Origin of the sequence: Luteimonas sp. 3794, assembly GCF_031456825.1 — a bacterium.
Classification (GTDB): Bacteria; Pseudomonadota; Gammaproteobacteria; order Xanthomonadales; family Xanthomonadaceae; genus Luteimonas.
In genome coordinates this window covers 65,930-89,243 of sequence record NZ_JAVDVJ010000011.1, presented here as the reverse complement: position 1 = coordinate 89,243, position 23,314 = coordinate 65,930, and the positions used below count along the sequence as shown (strand labels likewise).

The following is a 23,314-nucleotide window of genomic DNA, read 5'->3' as shown; positions in this document are numbered from 1 at the left end:
CTGGATGGAGGGTTCCCATGTCCTGGATCATTCTCGTGCTCGCCGGTCTGTTCGAAATCGGCTGGGCGATCGGCCTGAAATACACCGAAGGGTTCACCAGGCTCTGGCCGACGGTCGGTACGGTCGCCGCGATGGCGATCAGTGTGGGTCTGCTGGGCGTCGCGATGCGCGAACTGCCGGTCGGCACGGCGTACGCAATCTGGGTCGGGATCGGCGCGGTCGGGACCGTGATCCTCGGCATGGTGCTGATGGGTGATGCCGCGAGTCCGGGGCGGCTGATCAGCCTCGGCTTGATCATCGCCGGCATCATCGGGTTGAAGCTCGCGAGCTGAGTCGGCGCGGATGCGGTGACGACATCGCGGTAAATCCAGCACCGAAGCTGGACAGTGATTCAGCAAGCGCTGGCGCGGGTTCTCGGCATCGCCGACCATGGCCGCCCCACGTCGGTCCGTCGCGCACGGACTGCCCGTCCACGTCTTCGGGAAAGCCTGTGCTGAGTGTCGTTGCGATTGTCCTTGCGTCCTATCTCGTCTTGCGGGTCGTGTTTCCCTTGCGTCTGCCATGGCCGCTGCGGACCGCACTGGCGGTGCTGGTCTACGGGCTGGCGCTGCACCATCGCATCGTCGCGCGCTTCGCCGGCAGCATGGCCTCGCCCGAGCTGCCGAAGCTGGTCATCGCCGCGCTCGGGACCGGATTCATCGCACTGCTGCTGACCGCGGTGTTCGTGCTGCTGCTGGACGCGGCAACGCTGGTGGTCTGGGCCCTGCGTCGGCGCAGCGCACTGACGGCCATGCGTGGCCCGTGGCTGCGCCCGGGCGCGGCCGTGCTCGCGCTGGTGCTGTCGGCCTTCGGGACGTGGCAGGCGATGGTGGTGCCACAGGTGCGGCAGGTCGACGTGTCGATTGCCGGACTGCCGCAGGCCTTCGACGGCTACCGTGTGCTGCAGTTGACCGACATCCACGCCAGCCGCCTGCTGACCGGCGACTGGGTCGCGGGTGTGGTCGCGGAGGCCAACGCGCAACAGCCGGATCTGATCGTCATCACCGGTGATCTCGTCGACGGCAGCGTGACGGCGCGCGCGAACGACGTGCGCCCGCTCGCAGATCTGCAGGCGCCCGATGGCGTCATCGCCATCACCGGCAACCATGAGTACTACGGTCAGTACCAGGCGTGGATGGACGCGTTTCGCGCGCTGGGCATGCAGGTGCTTGAAAACGCCCACGTCCGCATCGAGCGTGACGGCGCGGGTTTGACGATCGCGGGCGTCACCGATCCGGTCGCCGAACGCTACGGGCAGGCGCTGCCCGATCTCGATGCCGCGCTGGCAGGGGCCGACCCGCAGGCCCCGGTCGTGCTGCTCGACCACCGTCCGGTCGCTGCCCGCGACAGCGCGAAACGCGGGGTGGCGCTGCAACTGTCGGGCCACACGCATGGCGGGCACATCGTCGGCATGGACCGGCTGGTCGCCCGCGCGAACGGCGGTTTCGTCTCCGGTCTGTATCCGGTCGACGGCATGCAGCTCTATGTCAGCAACGGCGCGGGTCTGTGGCCGGGCTTTGCGACCCGCATCGGTGTGCCGTCGGAGATCGCGGTGATCACATTGCGCCGCTCCGAGAGCGAGGGCTGAGCGCCGCGCCCGGTCAGTCGACGGCAGCGGCCGCCGCCATTTTCGGCCAGGCGTTCGCCATGCGGCAGAACAGATGCGCGGTCAGCGTGGTGTCGTAGAGCGCGGAATGCGCCTGCGCCTGATCCCATTCCAGACCGGCTGCCTGCACCGCGCGGGCGAGCACCGTCTGCCCATAGGCGACGCCGGCGAGCGTGACCGTGTCGAAAACGCTGAAGGGGTGGAACGGATTGCGCTTGTGCTGCGTGCGCGCGACCGCGGCGTTGAGGAAGCCCAGGTCGAAATGCGCGTTGTGGCCGACCAGGATCGCGCGCTGGCAATCGTGGTGACGCACGGCGTTGCGCACGTGATTGAAGATGTGCTCCAGCGCTTCGCGCTCCGGCTTCGCGAACCGGAACGGATGGTGGATGTCGATGCCGGTCACTTCGAGAGACTGCGGATCGATGTGGGTGCCGTCCGCCGGTTCGACGTGGGTATGCGCGGCTGCGCCGGGCACCAGATTGCCGTCGGCATCGATATTGAGCGGGATCGCTGCGATTTCCAGCAACGCGTGACGCCGCGATTCGAAACCGCCGGTTTCGACGTCGACGACCACCGGCAGGAAGCCGCGGAAGCGTCGGGACATGGGAATGTGGGGGGGCGCGGCATCGTGGTTGGATGCGGGCGCGGGTGCTGCGGCTTCGCTCATGCGCGCAAGCCTAGCAGAGCCGGGGGACACACTTGGCCTTGGCCTTGCGGCACTCGCGCGCGGATGCGCGTGCCGCAGTGCAGACCGTTCAGGAGACCGTATTGGTTTCGTCGCGCTTGTCGCGCGGCGGCAGCGCGTCGTCGCCGTGGACCAGGAACCAGACGTTTTCGGCGATGTTGGTCGCGTGGTCGCCGATGCGCTCGATGTTCTTGGCCATGAACAACAGATGGGTGCACGGCGTGATCGCGCGCGGGTCTTCCATCATGTAGGTCAGCAGCTCGCGGAACAGGCCGGTGTAGAGCGTATCGATCTCGGCGTCCTGGGCGCGCACGCGCTCCGCAGCGGCGGCGTCGCCGTTGTGGAACGCGACCAGGACTTCGCGGACCTGCTTGGCGGCGAGCTGGCCGATGACCGTCAGGCCACGCGTATAGGGCAGCGGCGGCGCGAGGTTCAGCGCCCTGGAGCGCTTGGCCACGTTCGCGGCGTAGTCGCCGATGCGCTCGATATCGGCGGCGATGCGCAGGGCGGCGAGGATCTCGCGCAGGTCGCGCGCCATCGGGCCACGCAGCGCCAGCTTCATCACGTCCTGGCTGACCTCGTGCTCGAGCGCATCGATGGCTTCATCGTTGGCGATGATCCGCTCGGCGGCCTTGTCGTCGCGACGCTCGACGACATCCAGCGCCGACTCCAGCTGCGCGGCGGCCATCTCGCCCATGCGCAGGATTTCGTTGGTCAGACGGCTGCGCTCGTCGTCGTAGCTCTTGACGATGTGGTCGTTGAGTTGATTGGGCATGGTCGTGTACCTGGAGAGGAGGTGGCGGCGGATGTCTGGGAGATCCCGCAGCCGTCCATGGCGAGACGGCGTTGGCTTCGGATCGGCCGGCCCGGCCATCCATGGCCGGGCGTTCGGGACGCGACCGAGGCCGGATGGCCTCGGTCAGACGCGTCCCTTACCCAAATCGCCCGGTGATGTAATCCTCGGTCTGCTGCTTCGAGGGATTGGAGAAGATCGTCTCGGTGGTGTCGTGCTCGATCAGATCACCCAGATACATGAAGGCGGTGTAGTCCGACACGCGCGCGGCCTGCTGCATGTTGTGGGTCACGATGACGATCGTGTACTCCGTCTTGAGCTCTTCGATCAGCTGTTCGATGCGGCTGGTGGAAATCGGATCCAGCGCCGAAGTCGGCTCGTCGAGCAGCAGCACGTCGGGACGCAACGCCACGGCGCGGGCGATGCACAGGCGCTGCTGCTGGCCGCCCGACAGGCCCAGCGCGCTCTGGCCCAGCTTGTCCTTGACCTCGTTCCACAGCGCGGCCTGGGTCAGCGCCTGCTCGACGCGGACGGCCATCTCGGCCTTGGACAGCTTCTCGTGGTGGCGGATCGCGTAGGCGACGTTCTCGAAGATCGTCATCGGGAACGGCACCGGCTTCTGGAACACCATGCCGACCTTCGAACGCAGACGGTTCATCGGGTATTTCGGCGCGAGGATGTTCTCGCCGTCGAGCAGCAGTTCGCCGCTGGCGGTCATCTTCGGATACAGCGCATAGATGCGGTTGAAGATGCGCAGCAGCGTCGACTTGCCGCAGCCCGACGGTCCGATCAGCGCGGTCACGCGCTTTTCCGGCACCTCCATGTTGATGTTCTTCAGGGCATGGAAGTCGCCGTAGTGGAAATTGAGACCGCGGGCCGCGATCTTGACCGGTGTGGGCGCCAGCACCTCGCGCGGCTGCGTCGCCACGGAGAAACGGTGCGACTGCGGGGCGGTGTGGAGGTCGTTCATGGCCGGATCCAATGCAGAAGGTTCATGGGGTCAGTCGTTCGCGATCTTGTTGCGCAACAGCAGCCCGCGGGCGACGAGACTGACGATCAGCACGAAGCATGTGAGTACCAGGGCGCCGGCCCAGGCAAGCTGCTGCCAGGATTCGTAGGGACTGCCGGCGTACTGGTACATCACCACCGGCACGCTCGCCATCGGCTGCATGATGTTGTTGTTCCAGTACTGGTTGCCGAATGCGGTGAAGAGCAGGGGCGCGGTTTCGCCGCTGATGCGTGCAAGCGCCAGCAGAATGCCGGTGACGATGCCCGCTGACGCGCTGCGGTACATCACCTGCACCACGACCTTCCAGTGCGGCACGCCGAGCGAGAGGGCGGCCTCACGCATCTGCGTGGGCACCAGCTGCAGCATTTCGTCGGTCGTGCGCACGACGACTGGCAACACGATGAACGCGAGCGCGATGGCGCCGGCGAGTGCCGAGAACCGCCCCCCGGTCTGCATGACGAAGGCGGTGTAGACGAACAGGCCCAGCACGATCGACGGCGCCGACAGCAGGATGTCGTTGATGAATCGCACGACGGTGCCGAACTTGCGCGCCCGGCCGTACTCCGACAGCCAGGTGCCGGCGGCGACCCCGAGCGGGGTGCCGATCGCGATCGCCAGCCCGCACATCACCGCGCTGCCGAAGAATGCGTTCAGCAGGCCGCCTTCCTGCATCGGCGGCGGCGTCATCTGGGTGAACAGCGCCGGGTTGATGCCGCCGGCCGCCTTGGAGACCAGTGTCCACAGGATCCAGCCGAGGAAGAACAGGCCGAAGGCAGCAGCCAGACAGCCCAGCGCAACGGCGACCGCGTTGGTGATCCGGCGCCGTCCATGCAGGCGGTCTGCGACCCGGCGCTCACGTTCGCTGACGACACTGGCCATCACTTGCCCTCCTTGCGGGACAGCTGCATCAGCATGAGGCGCGCGATCGCCAGCACGACGAAGGTCACGATGAACAGCACGAAGCCGAGCAGCAGCAGCGCCGAGCGGTAGGTCTCGGTGGCTTCACCGAAATCGTTGGCGATCAGCGCGGCGATCGTCGTGCCCGGCTCGAGCAGCGACGGCGTCAGGCGCACCGAATTGCCGATGACGAAGGCCACGGCCATCGTCTCGCCCAGCGCGCGGCCGAGACCGAGGAAGATGCCGCCGATCACTGCCGAGCGGGTGTAGGGCAGCACGATGTCCCAGCTGACTTCCCACTTGGTCGAACCGAGCGCGTAGGCCGATTCCTTCAGGCGCGTCGGCACGGTGAGGAACACTTCGCGCATCACCGAAGAGATGAACGGGATCACCATGATCGCCAGCACGAAACCGGCGGTCAGCGTGCCGATGCCCAGCGGCGGGCCCTGGAACAGGATGCCGATGCCGGGGATCGTGCCGAGGTGGTCGTTGAGCCACGGCGTGACGTAGGTGGTCATCACCGGCACGAGCACGAACAGGCCCCACATGCCGTAGATGATCGAGGGGATGCCCGCGAGCAGTTCGATCGCGGTGCCGACGGGGCCGCGCAGCCAGCGCGGCGCGACCTCGGTCAGGAAGAAGGCAATGCCGAAGCTGACCGGCACGGCGATGGTCATCGCGATCAGCGCGGTGACGATGGTGCCGACGATCGGGGCGAGCGCGCCGTAGCGGTTCTGGACCGGATTCCAGTCGGCGGTGGTGAAAAACGACAGACCCTGGGTCGCCAGGGCGTCGCGGCCACCCCACAGCATCGAAAGCGCAGCGCCGGCGAGCGCCAGCATCACGAAGACGACGGTGGCGGTCAGCAGCATGCGGAAGAAACGATCGGCGCGTGCATCGCGGATGTCGCGGCGCGTCGGCGCGGACGTGATGGACGCGGTCGACGTGGGGACAGCAGTGGCGTTCATCGGAAGAGGGGAGCCCGGTGCGCGTGATGGGAGAAATCGCAGGCGGGGACGGCGTCACGACGCCGTCCCCGTAACGACCGTGCGCCCCTCGGGCGCACGGTGGCTTGCATCACTGGAACTCGGCCGCCCAGTAGGCCTCGATCTGCTGCACCAGCTCTGGCGGCAGCGGCACGTAGTGCAGTTCGCTGGCCTGCGGCTGGCCTTCTTCGAACGCCCACTTGAAGAACGCGAGGGCAGCCCGGCTGCGCGCGGCGTCCCTCGGCTGCTTGTGCATCAGCATGAAGTTGGTCGCGGTGATCGGCCAGGCGTTTTCGCCTGGGGCGTTGGTGATGACCAGATTGAAGTCCTGCGCGCTGGCCCAGTCGGCGCCCGCGGCTGCAGCGGCGAAGCTCTCCTCGCTCGGCTGCACCCAGTTGCCGGCCGCGTTCTGCAGCGACGCATACGGCATGTTGTTCTGCAGCGCATAGGCCAGCTCGACGTAACCGATCGAACCCTTGATCTGCTGCACGTACGAAGCGACACCTTCGTTGCCCTTGCCGCCGACGCCGCCCGGCCACTGCACCGAGGTGCCTTCGCCGATAGCCGACTTCCAGTCCGGGCTGACCTTGGACAGGTAGTTCGAGAAGTTGAAGGTGGTGCCCGAGCCGTCCGAGCGGTAGACGACGCTGATCTTGCCCGCGGGCAGGGTGACGCCCGGGTTCAGCGCGACGATGGCGGGGTCGTTCCAGGTGGCGACCTTGCCCTGGAAGATGTCGGCCAGCAGCGCGCCGGTCAGCTTCAGCTGCCCCGCCGCGAGGCCGTCGACATTGACGACCGGCACCACGCCGCCGATCGCCGACGGGAACTGACCCAGGCCTGCGGCCTGCAATTCGGCGCTGTCGAGCGGCTTGTCGGAGGAACCGAAGTCGACCGTGCCGGACTTGATCTGGGCGATACCGCCGCCCGAACCGATCGACTGGTAGTTGACGCGGTTGCCGGTCGCCGCGTTGTAGTCGGCCGACCACTTCGAGACCAGCGGATAGATGAATGTGGCGCCGGCGCCGGTGATTTCGGTGGCGACGCGGTCGCCGGCCGACTGGCCTGCGGCGGGCGCGCCGTCTGGCGACTGTCCAGCGGGTGCATCTGCGTTGCCGCCGCAGGCCGCCAGAAAGAACGCGGTGGACAGGGCGAGCGCAGCGATTCGGATCACTTGACGAGACATGTCTAACTCCAGAAGTGGGGCGGCAACGCGCTGCATCGCCCGGTCCGCGCATTTAATGATGTTTTTGTTGCACGGATATGACAGCGGCCGACGGGCGCAGGGAGGCTTCCAAGCGTACGCCCGGCCGGATGCAATGAAAAAAAGCGGGCCCGCAGGCCCGAGGAGAGAAAGGGAGCCGATGGAGGTCCGGGAGCGAGGTCCTCTAGGAAACCGGATGGACAGAACCGTCGCGAAGCCCGGGCGGCACGCCGTTTCGGCGGCGCACGCCCTGGAATGAGTCCTTGGATCGGGTGCCATCGTCGCGGATCTGGTCGCCCGCATCGCGATGTCCTCATTGCATCCCGGCGCCGTGACGCGGCGATGGCGCCAGTGTTGCAGTGTCATGGCATCGCACTGCGCAGTCCCGCTGGCCTGACGCACGGCTGTCACAATCGGCACCCGTCATGCCGTGCCACGCGCAGCGGTGCAGCAGGCCGCCTAAGGTGCCAGGTCGAACTCGGCCTGGACGCGCAGCTGTCCCTCGCTCCTGGCCACGCTGAGCGTGGCCGGCGCCAGGCCGTGCCGGAGCCGAAGCGCGTCCAGCCAGCCGAACAACTGCTGCGACGTCGCGGCATCCGATTCGATTCCGAAGCCGCCGACGCCGTGCTCGCGTTCGCGGCTCACCGCCAGCCCGGCCTGCTGCGCCGAGGCCAGCACGGCGGCTTTGAGCACAGCGGCGTCGACCGGTGGCGCGATGTCGCGCTGGTCCAGCGCGCGCAGCTGCGCCAGCTGCAGCTCGGTCTGCAGCAGTGCCAGCGTGGCGCGTTCGTGGCGCAGCTGCGCGGCATCGGCGGCCTTGCGCAACGGGACCATCAGGCCGTACCAGAGCCCGAACGCGGTAATCGCGGCGGCCATCAGCCCCAGCATCCAGCGCTCGCGCGGTTCGCGCTGCTGCCACCAGAGTCGAGCGCGTTGCAGGTAGGCATCCATTACAGCGGCTCCACGGCAACGAGGCTGCGCAGGCCGGCTTCGACGGGCTGGCTGTCCAGCGGCACCAGCGCCAGCCCCCCATCAGCCAGTTGTTGGCGCAGCAGGTCGAGATCCTGTTCGCCGGCATGTACCAGGCCGGCGCGGACGCCGGTGTCGGGCGTGAACTCGTAACTGTCGAGCCGGGCGCCCGGCACCGCGCGCAGCGCTTCGAACAGCGCGGCCGAGTGCGCGGCCAGCAGGTCGGGGGCCAGGCGCTGGCGGTAATACGGGCCGAGGTCGGCTCCGGTGAGCTGGGGCCGGTACTGCGCCGCCAGCGTGTCGGCACGTGTTTCCAGCGAGCGCGCCGCCAGGCCGTGATACAGCGCCTGCGCGCCGACCAGCAACAGCGGAGACAGCAGGGCCAGCGCCGCCAGCCAGCGCAGGCGCCGGCGTCGGCGCGGCTGCGTCTCGTCGCGGCGCGCGTACGGGCCCTGCAGCAGGTCGAGCGCAGGGGCGGCCAGCGCATTGGCCGCGAAGCGCACATCGCGCACGCTGTCGTCGAGCCGCTGCACCTGCCGCGCCCCGATCACCCGCTGCACCAGATCCGGTTCGGCGGCGAGTGCGAGCCTGCGGCCGCGGGCCAGCAGCAGGCCGTCGCGTTCGCAGACCTGCACGCTGTCTTCCGTCGGCACGTCGAGCAGCAGGCAATCGGGCACCACGGCCATCGGGCGCAGTCCCAGTTGCGCCGCCTGCGCAAGCCAGTCGCGCATTAGCGCGTCATCGACCACACCGAGCAGCCGCTGCGGCTCGCCGGCCTCGGGGTCGCCGACGGCCACGTGCAGCTCGGCACCCGGCTGCGCGACATGGTCCTGCAGCATCAGGCGCGCCGCGGCCACGGCCTGGGCGGCGCTGCGCGCCGGCAGGTCGAACCAGTGCAGGCGCAGCGCTTCGGACGGCACGACCAGGATGTCGCGCGTGCCGGGTTCGGCCGGCAGCGGATGGGTGGGGTCGCAGGGCCGGCGCGCGACGACGTGGCCGCCGGCGTCGATGGACAGGCACACCGCCGCGCGCGTCGGATCGGAGCTCAGCTGCAGCAGGCGGATGGGGAAGGCGGGGTTCATTCGTCGGGAGTCCAGCGGCGGACGATCAGGCGGGCGCGGTCGCCGTCGGCATGCAGCAGTGCGCTCAGCACCGCCTGCGCGCCGGCGTATTCGACTTCGGTCTGCAGGGTGAACCAGCGGCTGCGCAGCTGGACCTGCTCGTAGATCTCGTTCGGCAGTCCGGCGTCGCGCAGCGCCGGATGCGCCCAGAACGCGGTGGCATCCACCCAGCCGCCGTCCGGGCGCGCGGCGATCACGCGCCGCGCCTCGGCGGGCGTCAGGCGACCCAGGCTCAGCATGCTCAGCACCGGGGCCTGGTCGATGTCCAGCGCGTTGACGTTCACCGGCGACAGTTCGGCGCTCGGCAGGGCGCAGACGTAGGGACGCAGGCGCGCATAGGCCGCACCGTCGTAGCCGCGGATCGCGCGCAGTTCCGACGGTTCGGCGAGCAGGGCGCCGCTGGTCCGGTAGCCGGGCTGCAGCGCGGCGTAGGTGGAATCCTCGGCGCCCAGCGGCGCGCGCTGCGCATCGCTGTCGATCCAGTCGGCCAGCGTGTCGGCGAGGGTCTGGGCCTGGGCGGCGGCGAATCCGAGCGCCTGCAGCAGCGCCACGTACTGGCTGACGCCGAGCTCGCGCCGTTGCCACTGTTCCGGTGCACCGGTGACCACGCTGTTGAGGTTGAAGCAGGTGCTGCCGTCGCCCAGCCGTGCGCGCACCAGGCCGAGGCTCTGGCCGTCTTCGATGATCGGGAACAGCAGCGGTTTGCCGTTCCATTGCGCGGCATCGACACCGCCGCGTTGCAGCTCGCCCAGCCGCTGCCGGGCCAGCGCCTCGCTGCCGAGCGCATAGCGCTGCGCCTGCGCGATCGCATGCGCATTGCCCGTGCGGCGCAGGCCGAAGCGGATGTCGTCGAGCATCGCCACCGCCAGCACGGTCATCACCGCGGTGAGCAGCAGCACCGAAAGCAGGGCCATGCCGCGCTGTCGCACCGGCGCGCTCATTCCGCTTCGCCCGGCAGCAGGAACACCTGGCGCACGTGGCCGAAGTCGCGGACCTCCATCTCCAGCGCGACTGCCTGCGGCAGCGCGTCGAGGCCGCCGCCCCAGCCGTCGCTCCAGAAGCCGCGCGCGAAGTAGAACGCGCGCACCGACTCGACGCCGTCCAGCAGCACCTGCGGTGCGCCGGCCGCGGTGCCGTCGAGCGCGGCGCGCGTGCTGCGCTGCAGGCTGCCGTCTGCGACGCGGTATTCCACGTACTGCATCGACGCGCGCGGCGCGTCGTCGGTGTTCTCCCAGCCGCGGCGGACGAAGCCCATCAGCGGACGGCTGCGGTCGTCCGGCGGCGCGGCGGTGAAGGCGGACAGGTCGGCCACGCCATCACTGCGCCGGGTGCGGCGCACGGCGGCCTGGCCGAGATCGGCCTTGAGCAGGGCATGCGCGCGTTGCAGTTCGGCGGTGCGGTCCATGCGCGCGCGGATCACGCCCTGCTGGTCGGCCGTCCACGCCAGCACACCGACCGCGGCCGCCGCGAGCATCGCGAAGATCGCCAGCGACACCAGCACCTCGATCAGGGTGAAGCCGCGTGCGCGGTTGCGCGGCGCACGGCTCATCGCAATACCTCGGCACTGGCCACCTGCTGGCCGTCGTCGGCGAACACCGCGATGCGCACGCGGGTCAGCCCGGCGCCGGCGGGCTCGATTGCGCGCCGCCACCGCCATTGGCGATCACCGAGCCGTTCTTCGCCCTGCGCCGCATCGGGCGTCGCCTCGCCGATCTGCGCTTCGACCGCCAGGTTCTCGGCCAGGATGCCGGCCAGCGCCCGGGTCTCGATCTGCAGCGCACTGCGCGTGCTGCCGCCGCTGAGGTTGAGCAGGGCGACGACGACCAGCGCGAACACCGCCAGCGCGACCAGCAGTTCGATCAGCGAGAAGCCGCGCGCCGCGCCGGTCATTGCACGCGCACCGTACCGGCGGCGTCGACCACGATCTCGGCCTGCATGCCGTCGCGCGCCAGGCGCAGGCGCTGGGGTTCGGCGGCGCCGGTGGCGTCGAAACGGAAATTGAGCTGCTCCCGGCGTTCCGGCAGCGCCGCGATCACGCCATCGGCCCAGGGGCGTGCGGTGAACGGCGCCTCGTCCAGCCGCTGCCACCGGCCGAAGTCGCGTCGGCTGAAGCGGTAGCCGCCGGCGTCGACGCTGACCTGCATCGCCCGGCCGCCGAGGATGGCTTCATCGCGCGCGTGCTTGAGGTGCAGGCCGAACTGGTCGGCCTGGCGATGGAAGCCGGCGTTGCCGTCGGGCAGGGTCAAGGCCACCGCCGTCGTGGCCAGGCCGATGACGACCATGACCACGAGCAGTTCGATCAGCGTGAACCCGGCCTGCGCGCGTGGCATGAGCGGTGCTTGTTACTGCCAGTTGCCGATGTCGGCGTTCTCGCCTTCGCCGCCCTCGACGCCGTCGGCGCCGAACGAGAAGACGTCGAACGTGCCGCGTTGTCCCGGCATGCGGTACTGGTACGGATTGCCCCAGGGATCGGCCGGCAGGCGACGCACGTAGCCGCCCTTGCGGTAGCGCTCGGGACGGGCCAGCCCCGCCGGCGGTTGCTGCAGGGCCTGCAGGCCCTGCTCGGTGCGCGGATAGGTCAGGTTGTCCAGGCGATAGCTGTCGAGCGCCTGTTCCAGCAGCGCGACGTCGGCGCGTGCCTTCTCGACCATCGCGCGGTCCTGGCTGGGCAGCACGTTGATCACCACCACCGTGGCCAGTAGGCCCAGGATGACGATGACCACCATCAGTTCGATCAGGGTGAAACCGCGCGCCCTGGCGATGGCGGGACGGGAACGACGAAGCATCATGGCGAAGAATTCCTGGTCGGTTGCGGACGGGGGGATCAGCCCAGCGCCATCGAGTTGAACTGCAGGATCGGCAGCAGGATGGACAGGACGATCATGGCGACCACGCCGCCGAGCACGATGATGATTCCCGGCTCGAGCAGGCTCAGCGTGGCGTTGGAAAAGGTGTCGATCTCGCGCTCGAGATAATCGGCGGCGCGGTCGAGCATCGGCGCCAGACGACCGCTGTTCTCGCCGCTGCCGGTCATGTAGAGCAGCGTGGGCGGGAACACACCGGCGCGCTTCATCGCCGAGGACATGCTGCCGCCTTCATCGATCGCGGTGACCATGGTGTCGGTGGCGGCGCGCAGCACGCGGTTGCCGACGGTGCGCGCGGTGATCGCCAGCCCTTCGATCAGCGGCAGGCCGCTGTCGAGCATGATCGCCAGCGTGCGCGACATGCGCGCGGCGTGCAGGTCGCGCAGCACCCGGCCGAGCAGCGGCAGGCGCAGCAGCCAGCCGTCGAAGCGCAGCCGAAAATGCTCCCGCTTCAGCAGCCGGGCGAACACGATGCCGCTGATGACCAATAGCGTTGCGACGAGCCAGCCCCATTGATTGATGAAATCGGACACACCGATGACCGCGCGCGTGAGCAGCGGCAGTTCGCGGCCCATCGAGTCGAACTGCTCGACCACGCGCGGCACCACGAAGGTCATCAGCGCGATCACCACCGCCACCGCGGTCACCGACAACGCGGCGGGGTAGACCAGGGTGCCGATCATCTTGCCGCGCACCTGCTGCTGGCGTTCGAGCAGATCGGCGAGACGTTCGAGAATCTGCGGCAGCGCGCCCGAGCGTTCGCCGGCCGACACCATCGCCCGGTACAGCGGCGGAAACGCCTTGCCCTGCTGGGCCATCGCATCGGCCAGCCGGCGGCCCTCGAGCACCTGGGTGTGGGTGGCCATCACCACCCGGCGCACGCCGCGCCGGTCGCTCTGGCTGCCGATCGTGCGCAGGGCCTCCTCGAGCGGTGCGCTTGCCACGAGCGTCGACAGCTGGCGGGTCAGCAGGGCGAGGTCCTTGGGCCCGAAGCGGCCGCCGCGTCCGCCAGGATGCTGCTGCATTGCGGGCTCGACCGTGACCGGCACTAGCTGACGCTTCTCCAGCAGCGCACGCGCGTCGCGTTGCGTCGCGGCATTGACCGTGCCGGCACGGGTATGGCCGCGCAGGTCCAGCGCCGAGTAGTCAAACGCCGGCATCGTCCCGGGTCTCCTGACGGGTGACGCGCACGGCTTCTTCCAGCGTGGTCAATCCGGTGGCCACCGCATCGCGCGCGGCGTCCGACAGCCGTCCCGCACTGGCGAAGGCGACCGCGGCGATGGCGTCTTCGCCGGCGTCGCTGGCGATCAGGCGGCGGATGCGCTCGTCGACGGTGATGACCTCATGGATGCCGATGCGCCCGGCGTAACCGGTGTGGTTGCAGCGCGGGCAGCCCACCGCGTCGTACAGCACGCCGTCGAAATCGCCACCGAGCATCCCGGCGAATCCGCTGTGGGTGCGCGGCGCGCGGCAGTGGACGCAGAGCTTGCGCAGCAGCCGCTGCGCCATCACCAGGCGCAGGCTGGACGCGAGCAGGAACGGTTCGATGCCGACATCGCGCAGTCGCGTGATCGCGCCGGCGGCGTCGTTGGTGTGCACGGTGGAAAGCACCAGGTGGCCGGTGAGGCTGGCCTGCACCGCGATCTGCGCGGTTTCGGCATCGCGGATCTCGCCGACCATGACGATGTCCGGGTCCTGACGCAGGATCGCGCGGAGGCCGGCGGCGAAACTCATGCCGACGCGTGCGTTGACCTGGGTCTGGCCGACGCCCTCGACCGCGTACTCCACCGGATCTTCGACGGTCAGGATGTTGCGCTCGCCGTCGTTGAGCGCGGTCAGCGCGGAATACAGCGTCGTGGTCTTGCCCGAGCCGGTCGGGCCGGTGACCAGGATCACGCCGTTCGGCACCTGCAGCGCCTTGCGCAGCGACGCCAGCGTGGGCGCCGACATGCCGAGCTGCTCGAGCGACAGCGTGCCCTGTTCCTTGTCGAGGATACGCAGCACCACGCGCTCGCCGCCGCGCGTGGGCAAGGTGCTTACGCGCACGTCCAGCGCCTTGGCACCCATCGCCAGCGACACGCGCCCGTCCTGGGGCACGCGCCGTTCCGCGATGTCCAGACGCGCCATCACTTTCACGCGCGACACCAGCAGCGGCGCGATGCGCGCCGGCAGCGACACCGCCTCGCGCATCACGCCGTCGACGCGGAAGCGCACCCGCAGCGCGGATTCGAAGGATTCGATGTGCACGTCGGACGCGCCGAGGCGCGCGGCCTCGGCGATCAGGCCGTTGATCAGGCGGATCACCGGCGCATCGCCCTGGCTTTCCAGCAGATCGGCCGTGCTCGGAATGTCCTCGACCAGCGAGTCGAGATTGCCGTGCAGGTCCAGCTGCTCGACGCCGACGGCATTACCCATTCCGACATCGGCGTAGATCTCCGACAGGCGGCGGTCGAAGGCCGTGGCAGACAGCGTTTCCACGCGAAGCGGCAGGCCCGTCGTGCGCCGGACCTCGATCAACGCCAGCGGATCGCCACCGTCGCGCAGCGCCACATGCGCGTGCTCGTCGCTGCCGAGCAGCAACACGCCGTGCCGTTTGGCGAAGGCATAAGCCAGGGGTGGCGCGGGTGTGTTCGTCACGGCGTGGGCACAGCGTCCGGCACGATCGGGGCGATCGGGGCGAGAGGCGCGGGCAGGGTCGACGGATCGGCCCTGAGGTAGTCGCGCACCAGCGCATCGAGTTCGATCAGCGCCGCCGGATCGCCTCGCAGGCCGGTGTCGCGCAGGTAGCCGTAGCGTTGCGCGGTGTGGCGCTGGGCATCGGCGCCGTTGCGCACGATCGTCGGTCGCAGGAAGACCATCAGGTTGGTCTTGGAACTGTTGCGCGAGCGGCTGCGGAACAAGGCACCGAGGCCGGGGATGTCGCCAAGCAGCGGGATCTTCTCCAGGCGCGCTTCGTTGCTCTGGTCGAGCAGGCCGCCGAGCACCACCATCGCGCCGTCGTCGACGACCACGTTGGTCTCGACCTCGCGCTTGTTGAGCACCAGTTCGTCGTTGTTCGAGCTGACGGTGCCGTTGACCGACGACACTTCCTGCTTGATGCCCAGGGTGATGCCACCGCCGCTGTTGATCTGCGGCCGCACGGTCAACTGGATGCCCACGTCCTGGCGGTCGATGGTGCGGAAGGGATTGTCGTTGTTGCCGCTGAGGACCTCGCCGGTGGTGATCGGCACTTCCTGACCGACCATGATCCGGGCTTCCTCGTTGTCGAGGGTCAGGATCGACGGCGTGGACAGCAGGCTGGAGCCGGCGTCGGTCTTGACCGCATTGATGATCAGGCCGAACAGGGTGTTGTCGCGTTCGGCGGCGAAGCCGAGCAGGCCGCCGCTGAGGCCGAGCAGCGCCTGCGCAGCCGCCTGGCGGGCGGCATCGCCCACGGCGTCGTCGCTGTCGTCGTCGCCACGGCCGCGGCTGGCGAGCACGCCGCCGGCCAGCGAGGCGATGCCGGGGCCGCCGTTGGAGAACTGGGTGAGGCCGATCGGGATCGAACCGTCCTTGCCGGCCAGCAGCAACTGGGCACCGAGCCGGCTCGCGGCGGCGTCGGAGATCTCGACCACCAGCGCCTCGACCAGCACCTGCTCGCGGCGCACGTCGAGCTGGCGGATCACGTCGAGCAGGATCCGCTGGGTGCTGGGATCGGCGCTGATCACCAGCGAGTTCGCGCCCGGATAGCGGACGATCACCGGACGCTTGCCGCCGGCCGGAGAAATGATCTGCAGGTTCTCGGCGTCGGCGGCCGTGGGCACGGCGGCGGCCATCGCGGCGCCCGCACCGCCGCCGCCGTCGGGCGATTGGCCGATCAGTTGCTGCAGCACCGGCAGCAGTTGTTCGGCGCTGGCGTGCTGCAGCTTCACCACGGCGACGTCACTGCTGCGCTCGGCGCGGCTGTCGAGTTCCAGCGCCATCCGCGCCACCCGCTGCACCATCGCCGGGTTGCCGCGGATCACCAGCGAATTGCTGCTCTCCACCGGCAGCACCGACAGCGCGCCGTCGTTCTGCCCGGAGATGCCGAACAGGTCGACCAGGGTGGCGGCGAGTTCGCGCGCCGAAGTGTTGCGCAGGCTGACCGTGTCGATGCTGGCGCTGTCCTGGTCGATCTGCGACACCAGGCCGCGGATGCGGCGCAGGTTGTCGACGTAGTCGGCGACCAGCAGGCTGTTGCCCTGGGGCAGCGCCATCACCACGCCGCCGCGGCCGATCAAGGGCTTGAGCGTTTCCGCGGCGGCGCGCGCGTCGATGCGCTGCAGCGGGAACACGCTGGTGGCGTAGCCGAGCGGCGAGCCCGGCTGCTGTGCGGCCAGGTCGTCGGGCACGACGCGATAGGTGGCGGTGCCCGCCGGCACGGCGATCAGGCCGTTGCTGCGCAGCACGGTGAGCAGCACGCCGATCAGGTCTTCGTCGGTCAGCGGACGGTCGCGGCTGACGTTGACCGTGCCCTGCACGCGCGGGTCGACGATGAAGGTGGTGCTGGTGGCGCGCGCCACGTCCTGGATGAAGGCGGTGAGCTCGACGTTCTGCATGCGCAGCGCCGGCGTTTCGGCCTGTGTGTGGGCCTGCGCCGACAGCGGCGGGGTGGGGCAGGCCAGCAGGACGGCGGTCGCCAGCAGCAGCCGCGCCGGGATGCGGGTGCTCATGGCGCGCTGCCTCCGAGGTTCAGGGTGCGGGTCTGGCCATCGCGCTCGAAGGTCACGACAGCTTGGGGATTGGCTTTCAATTCGCTCGCCAGTTCGGTGATCACGCTGGGCGACAGGACCTGGCCGTTGACGGAGAGCAGCACGTCGCCGGGCTGCAGGCCGGCAGCGCGCAGCAGCAGATCGCTGTTGCCGCGTGGCAGCAGGGTGTAGCCGGCGAGGCGGCCATCGACGGTGCGTGCCTGCAGTCCTGCTTCGAGCAACTGCCCGGGATCGACGTCCGCGCTGCTGGCTGGAGCCGGTGCAGACGGCGGCGAAAGCGATGGAGATGGCATCGATGCAAGCGGCGCGTTGGCCGGCGCTTCCTGCACAAGTGCCAGCCGCTGCCCGTTGCCCAGCTCGACGTGATCGGCCCTCACTGCTGCAAGGACCAGACCGGGTGCCAACGCATCGCCGACGCCATAGACCGATTGCGGCTCCCGGTCGCGGCCGAGAATGGCCGTTCCCCGGCCATCGGCGGCGGTGCGTAGGCCGAACAGGCGCCAGCCATCGGTCGCCACGGCGGCGACAGGTGCCGCGCCAGCAAGAAACGGATCATGTCCCGCCAACTCCGGTATCTGTGAAGGAAGGCTGCTCAGCTGCGGCGCGCCGGCCACGCTGGCAGGCGCGAAAATCAGCCACACCAGACGGGCCAGTTGAATCATCAGGATGAGCCAGAGGCCGGCTTCGACCAGCCTGGGCCAGGGCCACCGCGACAGACCTCGGAACGGGTGGAAAGTAGGCAAGGCAGCGGGTCAGGTAACCGATTCGTGACAGCATGAGTCAGATAGATGACATTTCTGTTTCTGCACCTGCCCGCCGTGCAAAAGAAAAGCCCGGCCTTCGAGGCCGGGCTTTTCAGTTTTATGACGCAGCGTGGGTCAGAACGCGAGGCTCAGGCTCACATCCCAGCTGATACCCGGCCGATAGGTGTACAGGTCGATACGGGCGCCATCGCGTTCCTGGTACTCCTGGTGCGACTTGTTGAGGATGTTGCGCGCGCTGAAGCTCAGCGCGGGCTTGAAGCCCCCCCAGCCGCCGAGGTCGAGGCCTTTGCGCAGCACGAAGTCCAGCGTGGCCCCCGGGTCTTCCATGTAGTCGGGCTGGCCGGCCCGTCCGCGGACACTGATCCGCTCGCTGACGTAGTTCGCGATCAGCGTGGCCTGTAGGTCCGCGGCCGCATGCTCGATGCCGAACTGCACGTTCGCGATGTGGTCGCTCTGACCCTGCATCCGGCTGCCGTCGGCAACGAAGCTGCGCGCGTCCTGCGGCACGCCGTTGAACCCGGGCGGGATCACCGTATCGCCTTCCTCGGCATTCACTTCAGAGGACGACCAGGTGTAGTTGGTGGCGAGATACAAACGCCCATCGCCCAGCCAGCGAAGGCTCGGATCGAAGTACTTCTTGAACTCGAGTTCGACGCCGTAAAGCGTGGCTTCCGGCGCGTTGAGAAAGCCCTGGAACAGCTGGTTGCCGCCGAAGTCACCGATCACCGCTTCCACCGGATTGTCGATGGTTTTGTAGAACACGCCTGCGGTGAAATACTCACCGGCGTCGAAGAACCACTCGTAGCGCGCGTCGAGATTGAGCAGTTCGCTGTCCACCAGATACGGGTTGCCGAAGAACAGGCGATCGTTGTCCGGATCGGAGTACTGCTGCGGCGCCAGCTCGCGGAACTGCGGGCGGGCGATAGTCTTGCTCGCGCCGAAACGCACCTGCTGGTTGTCGGCCAGATTCCAGGTGACTGTCGCCGCCGGCAGCACGTAATCATTCTCCAGCGGCGGCGCCGCGAAGATGCCGCCGACACGCGCGCCGCTGAAGATGTCCAGCGGGTGCACCGCCTGGGTGGCGTCCTCGTAGCGCAGGCCGACGGTCGCCCGCCACTGCGGCGCGAGTTCGCCCTCCAGCTGCACGTAGGCCGCCTTGTTGGTGAGCGTGCCGTCGTAGGCGGACTCGCCGTTGTTGTTGGCGGTGATCTCGTTGAGCGTCAAGGTCCCGTTTTGGAAGTTGTAGTCCGAGAACAGATAGTCGACGCGCTGATACTGGTTGTAGACCGGCAGGCCGCCACCGAGCGCGTCGAAGCGGAACGTGCGTTGCACGGCAGCGCGGTCGTTGTCGGAATACGCCAGGCCCGCGCTCAATGTCAGCTCGCGCTCGGTCGGCAGGCGCCAGTCGAGGTCGATACCGCCGCTGGCCACTTCGTCGTCGACCGCGCCGAAGCGCAGCGCATTGTTGCCGCTGCCGTGGATCCAGGTGCCATCGACCTTGGCATAGCGGACGCTGGTCTCGTACGGCGTCGTGCGCCGGGCCTTGGAGTAGGCCAGGCGCCAGCCGAGCTTCAGATCGCCGAACTCGCCGAAGCTGCTCTTGCCCGCCAGCTGGTTGTTGACCAACTGGCGCTCCAGCCACAGCGTGCCGTCTTCGCGGATGTCGACGCCCACGTTGAAGTTGTAGCCGGCGCGCGACTTGGCTTCCTTGATCGTGTCGTGGACGTAGAGCGTGTTCCAGGACACCGAGTGGTTCTCGCTTTCCAGGCCCAGGCCGAACAGACCGTTGACCCGTGCGTTCATCCGGGTGGTGGCGAAATCGTAGTCGTTGTAGACGTCCGCGCCGTTGCTGGTGAACACACCGTCCTGCTGTTTGCCGGTGCGCGTGCGCCATTCGTTGTCGAAGCTGACCACGCCGATCACGCCGAGTCGCAGATCCTCGGCAATGTCGAACGCCGAGCCGGCGCTGACGCCGATCTTGGTGTCCGGATCGATCCGGCGCTTTTCCTGCAACAGGAACAGGTTGGGATTGTTGAGCGCACTGCCATAGGCAGCCAGCCACTCGCGGCTGTAGTTCGCGCTGGTGATCGGCTGACCGCTGTGGATGATTCCGTCGGGGAGGTCGCGGCGGCCGGTGTCGTAACCCGTCCAGTCGCGGTTGCTGCCGTAATAGGTCAGCCCTGGCGAGCGGGTGGTGACCGAGTTGCCACCCATGCCGACGCTGAGCTTGAGAAACGGCGCATCCGGCACGGTCAGGCCCTGCAGATCGATCACGCCACCGCCGAACTCGCCCGGATATTTCACCGAGTAGGTCTTCTGCACGGTGACCCCGGCCAGGGCCTCGGCCGGGAACAGATCCAGGGGCACCACACGTTGCAGCGGCTCGGGCGACGGCAGCGGTGAGCCGTTGAACAGGGCGCTGGAATAGCGCTCGCCGAGACCGCGCACGTAGACATATTTCTCACCCACGACGCTGAGGCCGCTGACCCGGACCAGGGCGGCGGCGGCATCACTGTCGCCGGTGCGTTCGAAGTCCTCGCGGGTCACGAAGCTGGAGACCGCGGCGGTATTGGCCATCGGCTCGGGGATGTATTCGCCGCGCACGCTGACCGCGCCCAGTTCGGAGGTCCGCTGGGGCGCGTCCGCCGACGGCGCAACGTCCGCCGAAGCGGCGGCGTCCGGCGTGTCAGGCGCTTCCTGGGCGAAAACGGGCGTGGCCAGCGCCGCGGCGACCGCCAGGCAGATGCCCGTGCGCGCGATCCGGCCGTGGCGCGGCGATCGTGCGCGCAGCGGGGAAAGTCGGGTAATGGAAGACGTCATGTGTAGGGGCCTTGGCTGCGTCGGGCAGACTTGAAAAGGGCTTACAAACAAGATGCGGCGGCTTTGGGCCGCCGCATCCTTGAGTGCTACGGGTGGAGAGTCGGGCCGGTCAGTTCAGGCCGACGGTCCAGCCGGTCCACCAAGTGTCGTTGGCGTCACGCGCGGCGCCGATGTAGTTCACGTCCTGGAAGAACGCGTGCTTGGCCCGCACTGCGACGGGTGCGACTGCGGTTTCGTTGGCGCCGGGGATGTAAGCGGCGGTCAGCGTCGAGGGGCCGAACACCGTGCCGGCTTTGTTGGCGGCGTCGACATAGGGCGTGGTCGTCGTGTTGCGGTCACGCTTGTCGCAGGTGAAGTAGTTCGACAGCAGCTCGATCCGGGTGTTGGCACCCGAGATGTCGAAGCAGACGTCGGACTGCTTCAGGTTGGGGCCGGCCGGGGCGGTCACGAAGATGCTGTTCCAGATCGAGGCATTGGTGCCCTGATTGACCTTGACCAGCGAGTCGAGCGTGCGATCGGTGGTGTAGACGGTGAAGTTGGAGATCTTCGGGGTCGAGGTCGGCTGGCGATCGACGGCGGACCACTCGAAGATCGAGCCGGAGTCGGCAACGCCCTTGACCGATTCGGTCTTGCGCACGATCAGGCCGAACTGGATGCCACCGCTCCAGCCCCAGTCGGTGTCGAGCGAGTCGTCATCGGCCTCGGTGATGACCACGTGGCTCATGTTGACCGTGCCACCGAAGATCTCGATGCCGTCGTCGCCGCTGGCATGCGACTGGAAGTGGCTGATCTTGGTGCCGTCGCCGACGCCGACCATGGTCAGCGACTGCAGCTCGTTGCCTTCACCGATGACGTAGCCCGAATACCGGACCTGCACATAGCTCATCTCGCCGCTGTTGTCGTTCGGCGCGTTACCGCCACCGAAGGCATTGCTGGTGCCTTCCACGGCGCCCTGGCAGGCCGCAGTGCCGGGCGTCGCGTTGCCGATACATGCATTGATCGGCGCGCGGCCCATCAGCACGATGCCGGCCCAGTCGAACTTCTTGCCGTTGCCTTCGAGGTCGGCCAGAGAGGTGAAGACGATCGGGGCATCGCGGGTGCCGAGCGCATTGATCTGCGAGCCGCGCTGGACCAGAAGCACATCCGGGCCGTTGCGGCCGAACAAGGTCACGCCGGGCTCGATGAAGAGCCGGCCGCGCTTGGACGCGTCGTTGACCGCTGCATCGCCGAGCTGATCCTGACCAACGTTGACCTGGCCCTGGATCTGATAGGCCACACCATCGATCTTGCGCAGGGTCAGGTCCCCGAGAATGGTCTGCGGCAGACGGCAGGCACGCAGCGTGTTGTTGACGATGGTGCCCTGGTTGACTGTGCCGTCCGGGCAGCTGGCAGCGGGGCCGGCGGTCGGCGGCGGGCTGGTCGGCGGCGGCGTTGTCGGCGGCGGGCTGGTCGGAGGCGGGGCTGCGACAGGCGGGTTCGCCGGCACGCCGGGCGACGCGACTTCATCGGCGCCGTTGCCGCAACCGGCAAGTGCGAAGACGGCGCCGAACGCCATCAGCAGGGTTTTGGTGTTGTTGCGGACAGACATCGTGAAGAATCTCCGGTCGAATGAGGTGCGTGCGTGGACGGCGCGGGGCGTGGGTGGTGGATCTGGCTGAACGTTCTAGTCAGGTTTGGTGACAGGCCGGTTACCGCTGGCGGGAACGACACCCGCAGTCGCGCCGCATGCCTGCCGTGACTGGCGACAGATTCGGCTTGTCATGTGTCAGGGATATGTTGGAAATGCGACGGCCCACCGGCAGTCGCGATTGCATCGGTCACAACGCCCAGGAGCCGCAGAACGTGACAGCACGCGAGTTGAGTACCGAACGGGAACACTGGGTAGTGGCGCAGGCGATGTCCGGCGCCGATCCCGCCAGCGTGCTCGAGCCGCTGCTGGCCGAAGGCTGGGACGAGCAGGCCGCAGTAGATGCGATCCAGGCTGCGGTGGCGGGCTTCCTCGAGCGCAATGCGCAGCAGACCGGCCTGCCGCTCCCAGGCCGCGTCCCGGTGCCTGCGGAGCCCAATGGCGCTTCGCTGCTCGACGCAGGCGACCGGCAGGTGCAGGTCCTGGCGAGCCTGATGCTGCCGCGCGTGCTGGTCCTCGGCGGCCTGCTCGCCGACGACGAATGCGATGCACTGATCGAGCTTGCCCGCGCGCGTCTGCGCCGCTCGACCACGGTCGATCCCGAATCGGGCGGCGATCAGGTGCATGCCGACCGCACGAGTCGTGGCACGTATTTCACCCGTGGCCAAAATGCACTGTGCGCGCGTATCGACGCGCGCATTGCGCGCCTGCTCGATTGGCCACTTGATCACGGCGAAGGCCTGCAGGTGCTTAACTACGGTCCGGGCGCCGAGTACCGGCCCCATCACGACTATTTCGATCCGGCCGAGCCGGGCAGCCAGGTCCATCTGGCGCGCGGCGGCCAGCGGGTGGCGTCGGTGGTGATGTATCTCAACACGCCGAAGCGGGGCGGAGCGACCACGTTTCCCGACGTCCACTTCGAGGTGGCCGCGGTCAAGGGCAATGCGGTGTTCTTCAGCTACGACCGCGCCCATCCAATGACCCGCACCCTGCATGCAGGGGCGCCGGTGATCGAGGGCGAGAAGTGGATCGCCACCAAGTGGCTGCGTGCGGGGCGACACGACTGACGCGATTGGCGACGCAGCGGCGTGTCGTGGACCGTGCACGTTTTGATCGTCGAGCCTGCCCCGCCGCCGCCGCCGCCGCGTCGCATCGCCACTGCTGGCTGGCTGCCGATCTGCGTCCTGACGTGATGCGGATGCC

22 protein-coding genes are annotated in these 23,314 nt (G+C 68.4%); 3 read left to right on the top strand and 19 right to left on the bottom strand.

Annotation, left to right across the window (positions count from 1 at the left end):
* Positions 1-17 precede the first annotated feature (17 nt).
* Both sugE and J2X52_RS13990 read left to right on the top strand, forming a co-directional pair.
* Positions 18-332, top strand: a complete 315-nt coding sequence (sugE, locus tag J2X52_RS13995) for a quaternary ammonium compound efflux SMR transporter SugE (RefSeq protein ID WP_310154521.1) — start codon at positions 18-20, stop codon at positions 330-332.
* 158 nt (positions 333-490) lie between these two features.
* Entirely contained in the window at positions 491-1,627 is a 1,137-nt protein-coding gene (locus tag J2X52_RS13990; RefSeq protein WP_310154518.1) for a metallophosphoesterase, read from the top strand.
* Positions 1,628-1,640: 13 nt separating this feature from the next.
* Here J2X52_RS13990 and rnt read toward each other — a convergent pair whose 3' ends face one another.
* From rnt to J2X52_RS13895, 19 genes are all read right to left on the bottom strand, one after another.
* Positions 1,641-2,312 carry a ribonuclease T gene (gene rnt / locus J2X52_RS13985; protein WP_310154515.1) on the bottom strand — a complete coding sequence of 224 codons (672 nt, stop codon included), beginning with the start codon at positions 2,310-2,312 and terminating at the stop codon, positions 1,641-1,643.
* Positions 2,313-2,400: 88 nt separating this feature from the next.
* Entirely contained in the window at positions 2,401-3,105 is a 705-nt protein-coding gene (gene phoU / locus J2X52_RS13980; protein ID WP_310154512.1) for a phosphate signaling complex protein PhoU, read from the bottom strand.
* A gap of 157 nt (positions 3,106-3,262) precedes the next feature.
* Complete coding sequence (gene pstB, locus J2X52_RS13975) at positions 3,263-4,093, bottom strand: phosphate ABC transporter ATP-binding protein PstB (protein ID WP_310154510.1); 831 nt, start codon at positions 4,091-4,093, stop codon at positions 3,263-3,265.
* A 30-nt stretch (positions 4,094-4,123) separates the two neighbouring features.
* The gene (pstA, locus tag J2X52_RS13970) at positions 4,124-5,011 is read right to left on the bottom strand and encodes a phosphate ABC transporter permease PstA (RefSeq protein WP_310154507.1); all 888 of its coding nucleotides are present in this window, start codon (positions 5,009-5,011) and stop codon (positions 4,124-4,126) included.
* Positions 5,011-5,997 (bottom strand): phosphate ABC transporter permease subunit PstC, encoded by a 987-nt coding sequence (gene pstC / locus J2X52_RS13965; protein ID WP_310154504.1) that lies wholly within the window; start codon positions 5,995-5,997, stop codon positions 5,011-5,013. The genes pstA and pstC overlap by 1 nt, the downstream gene beginning before the upstream one ends.
* A 109-nt stretch (positions 5,998-6,106) precedes the next feature.
* Complete coding sequence (gene pstS, locus J2X52_RS13960) at positions 6,107-7,198, bottom strand: phosphate ABC transporter substrate-binding protein PstS (protein WP_310154502.1); 1,092 nt, start codon at positions 7,196-7,198, stop codon at positions 6,107-6,109.
* Between the two features lie 477 nt (positions 7,199-7,675).
* The gene (gene gspM / locus J2X52_RS13955; RefSeq protein ID WP_310154499.1) at positions 7,676-8,167 is read right to left on the bottom strand and encodes a type II secretion system protein GspM; all 492 of its coding nucleotides are present in this window, start codon (positions 8,165-8,167) and stop codon (positions 7,676-7,678) included.
* On the bottom strand, positions 8,167-9,267 hold the full coding sequence (gspL, locus tag J2X52_RS13950) for a type II secretion system protein GspL (protein WP_310154496.1): 1,101 nt from the start codon (positions 9,265-9,267) through the stop codon (positions 8,167-8,169). The genes gspM and gspL overlap by 1 nt, the downstream gene beginning before the upstream one ends.
* Positions 9,264-10,247, bottom strand: coding sequence for a type II secretion system minor pseudopilin GspK (gene gspK / locus J2X52_RS13945; protein WP_310154493.1), 984 nt, complete (start codon positions 10,245-10,247; stop codon positions 9,264-9,266). The genes gspL and gspK overlap by 4 nt, the downstream gene beginning before the upstream one ends.
* Entirely contained in the window at positions 10,244-10,855 is a 612-nt protein-coding gene (gene gspJ / locus J2X52_RS13940; protein WP_310154490.1) for a type II secretion system minor pseudopilin GspJ, read from the bottom strand. The genes gspK and gspJ overlap by 4 nt, the downstream gene beginning before the upstream one ends.
* Positions 10,852-11,196 carry a type II secretion system minor pseudopilin GspI gene (gene gspI, locus J2X52_RS13935; protein ID WP_310154487.1) on the bottom strand — a complete coding sequence of 115 codons (345 nt, stop codon included), beginning with the start codon at positions 11,194-11,196 and terminating at the stop codon, positions 10,852-10,854. Before gspI ends, gspJ begins: the two co-directional genes overlap by 4 nt.
* Positions 11,193-11,636, bottom strand: coding sequence for a GspH/FimT family pseudopilin (locus J2X52_RS13930; protein WP_310154484.1), 444 nt, complete (start codon positions 11,634-11,636; stop codon positions 11,193-11,195). The genes gspI and J2X52_RS13930 overlap by 4 nt, the downstream gene beginning before the upstream one ends.
* A 12-nt stretch (positions 11,637-11,648) precedes the next feature.
* Entirely contained in the window at positions 11,649-12,092 is a 444-nt protein-coding gene (gene gspG, locus J2X52_RS13925) for a type II secretion system major pseudopilin GspG (protein ID WP_310154479.1), read from the bottom strand.
* A gap of 38 nt (positions 12,093-12,130) precedes the next feature.
* Positions 12,131-13,330 carry a type II secretion system inner membrane protein GspF gene (gspF, locus tag J2X52_RS13920; protein ID WP_310154476.1) on the bottom strand — a complete coding sequence of 400 codons (1,200 nt, stop codon included), beginning with the start codon at positions 13,328-13,330 and terminating at the stop codon, positions 12,131-12,133.
* Positions 13,317-14,807, bottom strand: coding sequence for a type II secretion system ATPase GspE (gene gspE, locus J2X52_RS13915; RefSeq protein WP_310154473.1), 1,491 nt, complete (start codon positions 14,805-14,807; stop codon positions 13,317-13,319). Before gspE ends, gspF begins: the two co-directional genes overlap by 14 nt.
* Positions 14,804-16,861, bottom strand: a complete 2,058-nt coding sequence (gene gspD, locus J2X52_RS13910; protein WP_310154470.1) for a type II secretion system secretin GspD — start codon at positions 16,859-16,861, stop codon at positions 14,804-14,806. Before gspD ends, gspE begins: the two co-directional genes overlap by 4 nt.
* Positions 16,858-17,562 (bottom strand): type II secretion system protein N, encoded by a 705-nt coding sequence (locus tag J2X52_RS13905; RefSeq protein ID WP_310154467.1) that lies wholly within the window; start codon positions 17,560-17,562, stop codon positions 16,858-16,860. The genes gspD and J2X52_RS13905 overlap by 4 nt, the downstream gene beginning before the upstream one ends.
* Positions 17,563-17,778: 216 nt before the next feature.
* Positions 17,779-20,484, bottom strand: a complete 2,706-nt coding sequence (locus tag J2X52_RS13900; protein ID WP_310154464.1) for a TonB-dependent receptor — start codon at positions 20,482-20,484, stop codon at positions 17,779-17,781.
* Between the two features lie 109 nt (positions 20,485-20,593).
* Positions 20,594-22,072: a hypothetical protein gene (locus tag J2X52_RS13895; protein ID WP_310154460.1), complete on the bottom strand. Its 1,479-nt coding sequence runs from the start codon at positions 22,070-22,072 to the stop codon at positions 20,594-20,596.
* A gap of 308 nt (positions 22,073-22,380) precedes the next feature.
* Here J2X52_RS13895 and J2X52_RS13890 point away from each other — a divergent pair, with 308 nt between their 5' ends.
* Positions 22,381-23,178, top strand: a complete 798-nt coding sequence (locus J2X52_RS13890) for a 2OG-Fe(II) oxygenase (protein WP_310154579.1) — start codon at positions 22,381-22,383, stop codon at positions 23,176-23,178.
* Positions 23,179-23,314: the final 136 nt, after the last annotated feature.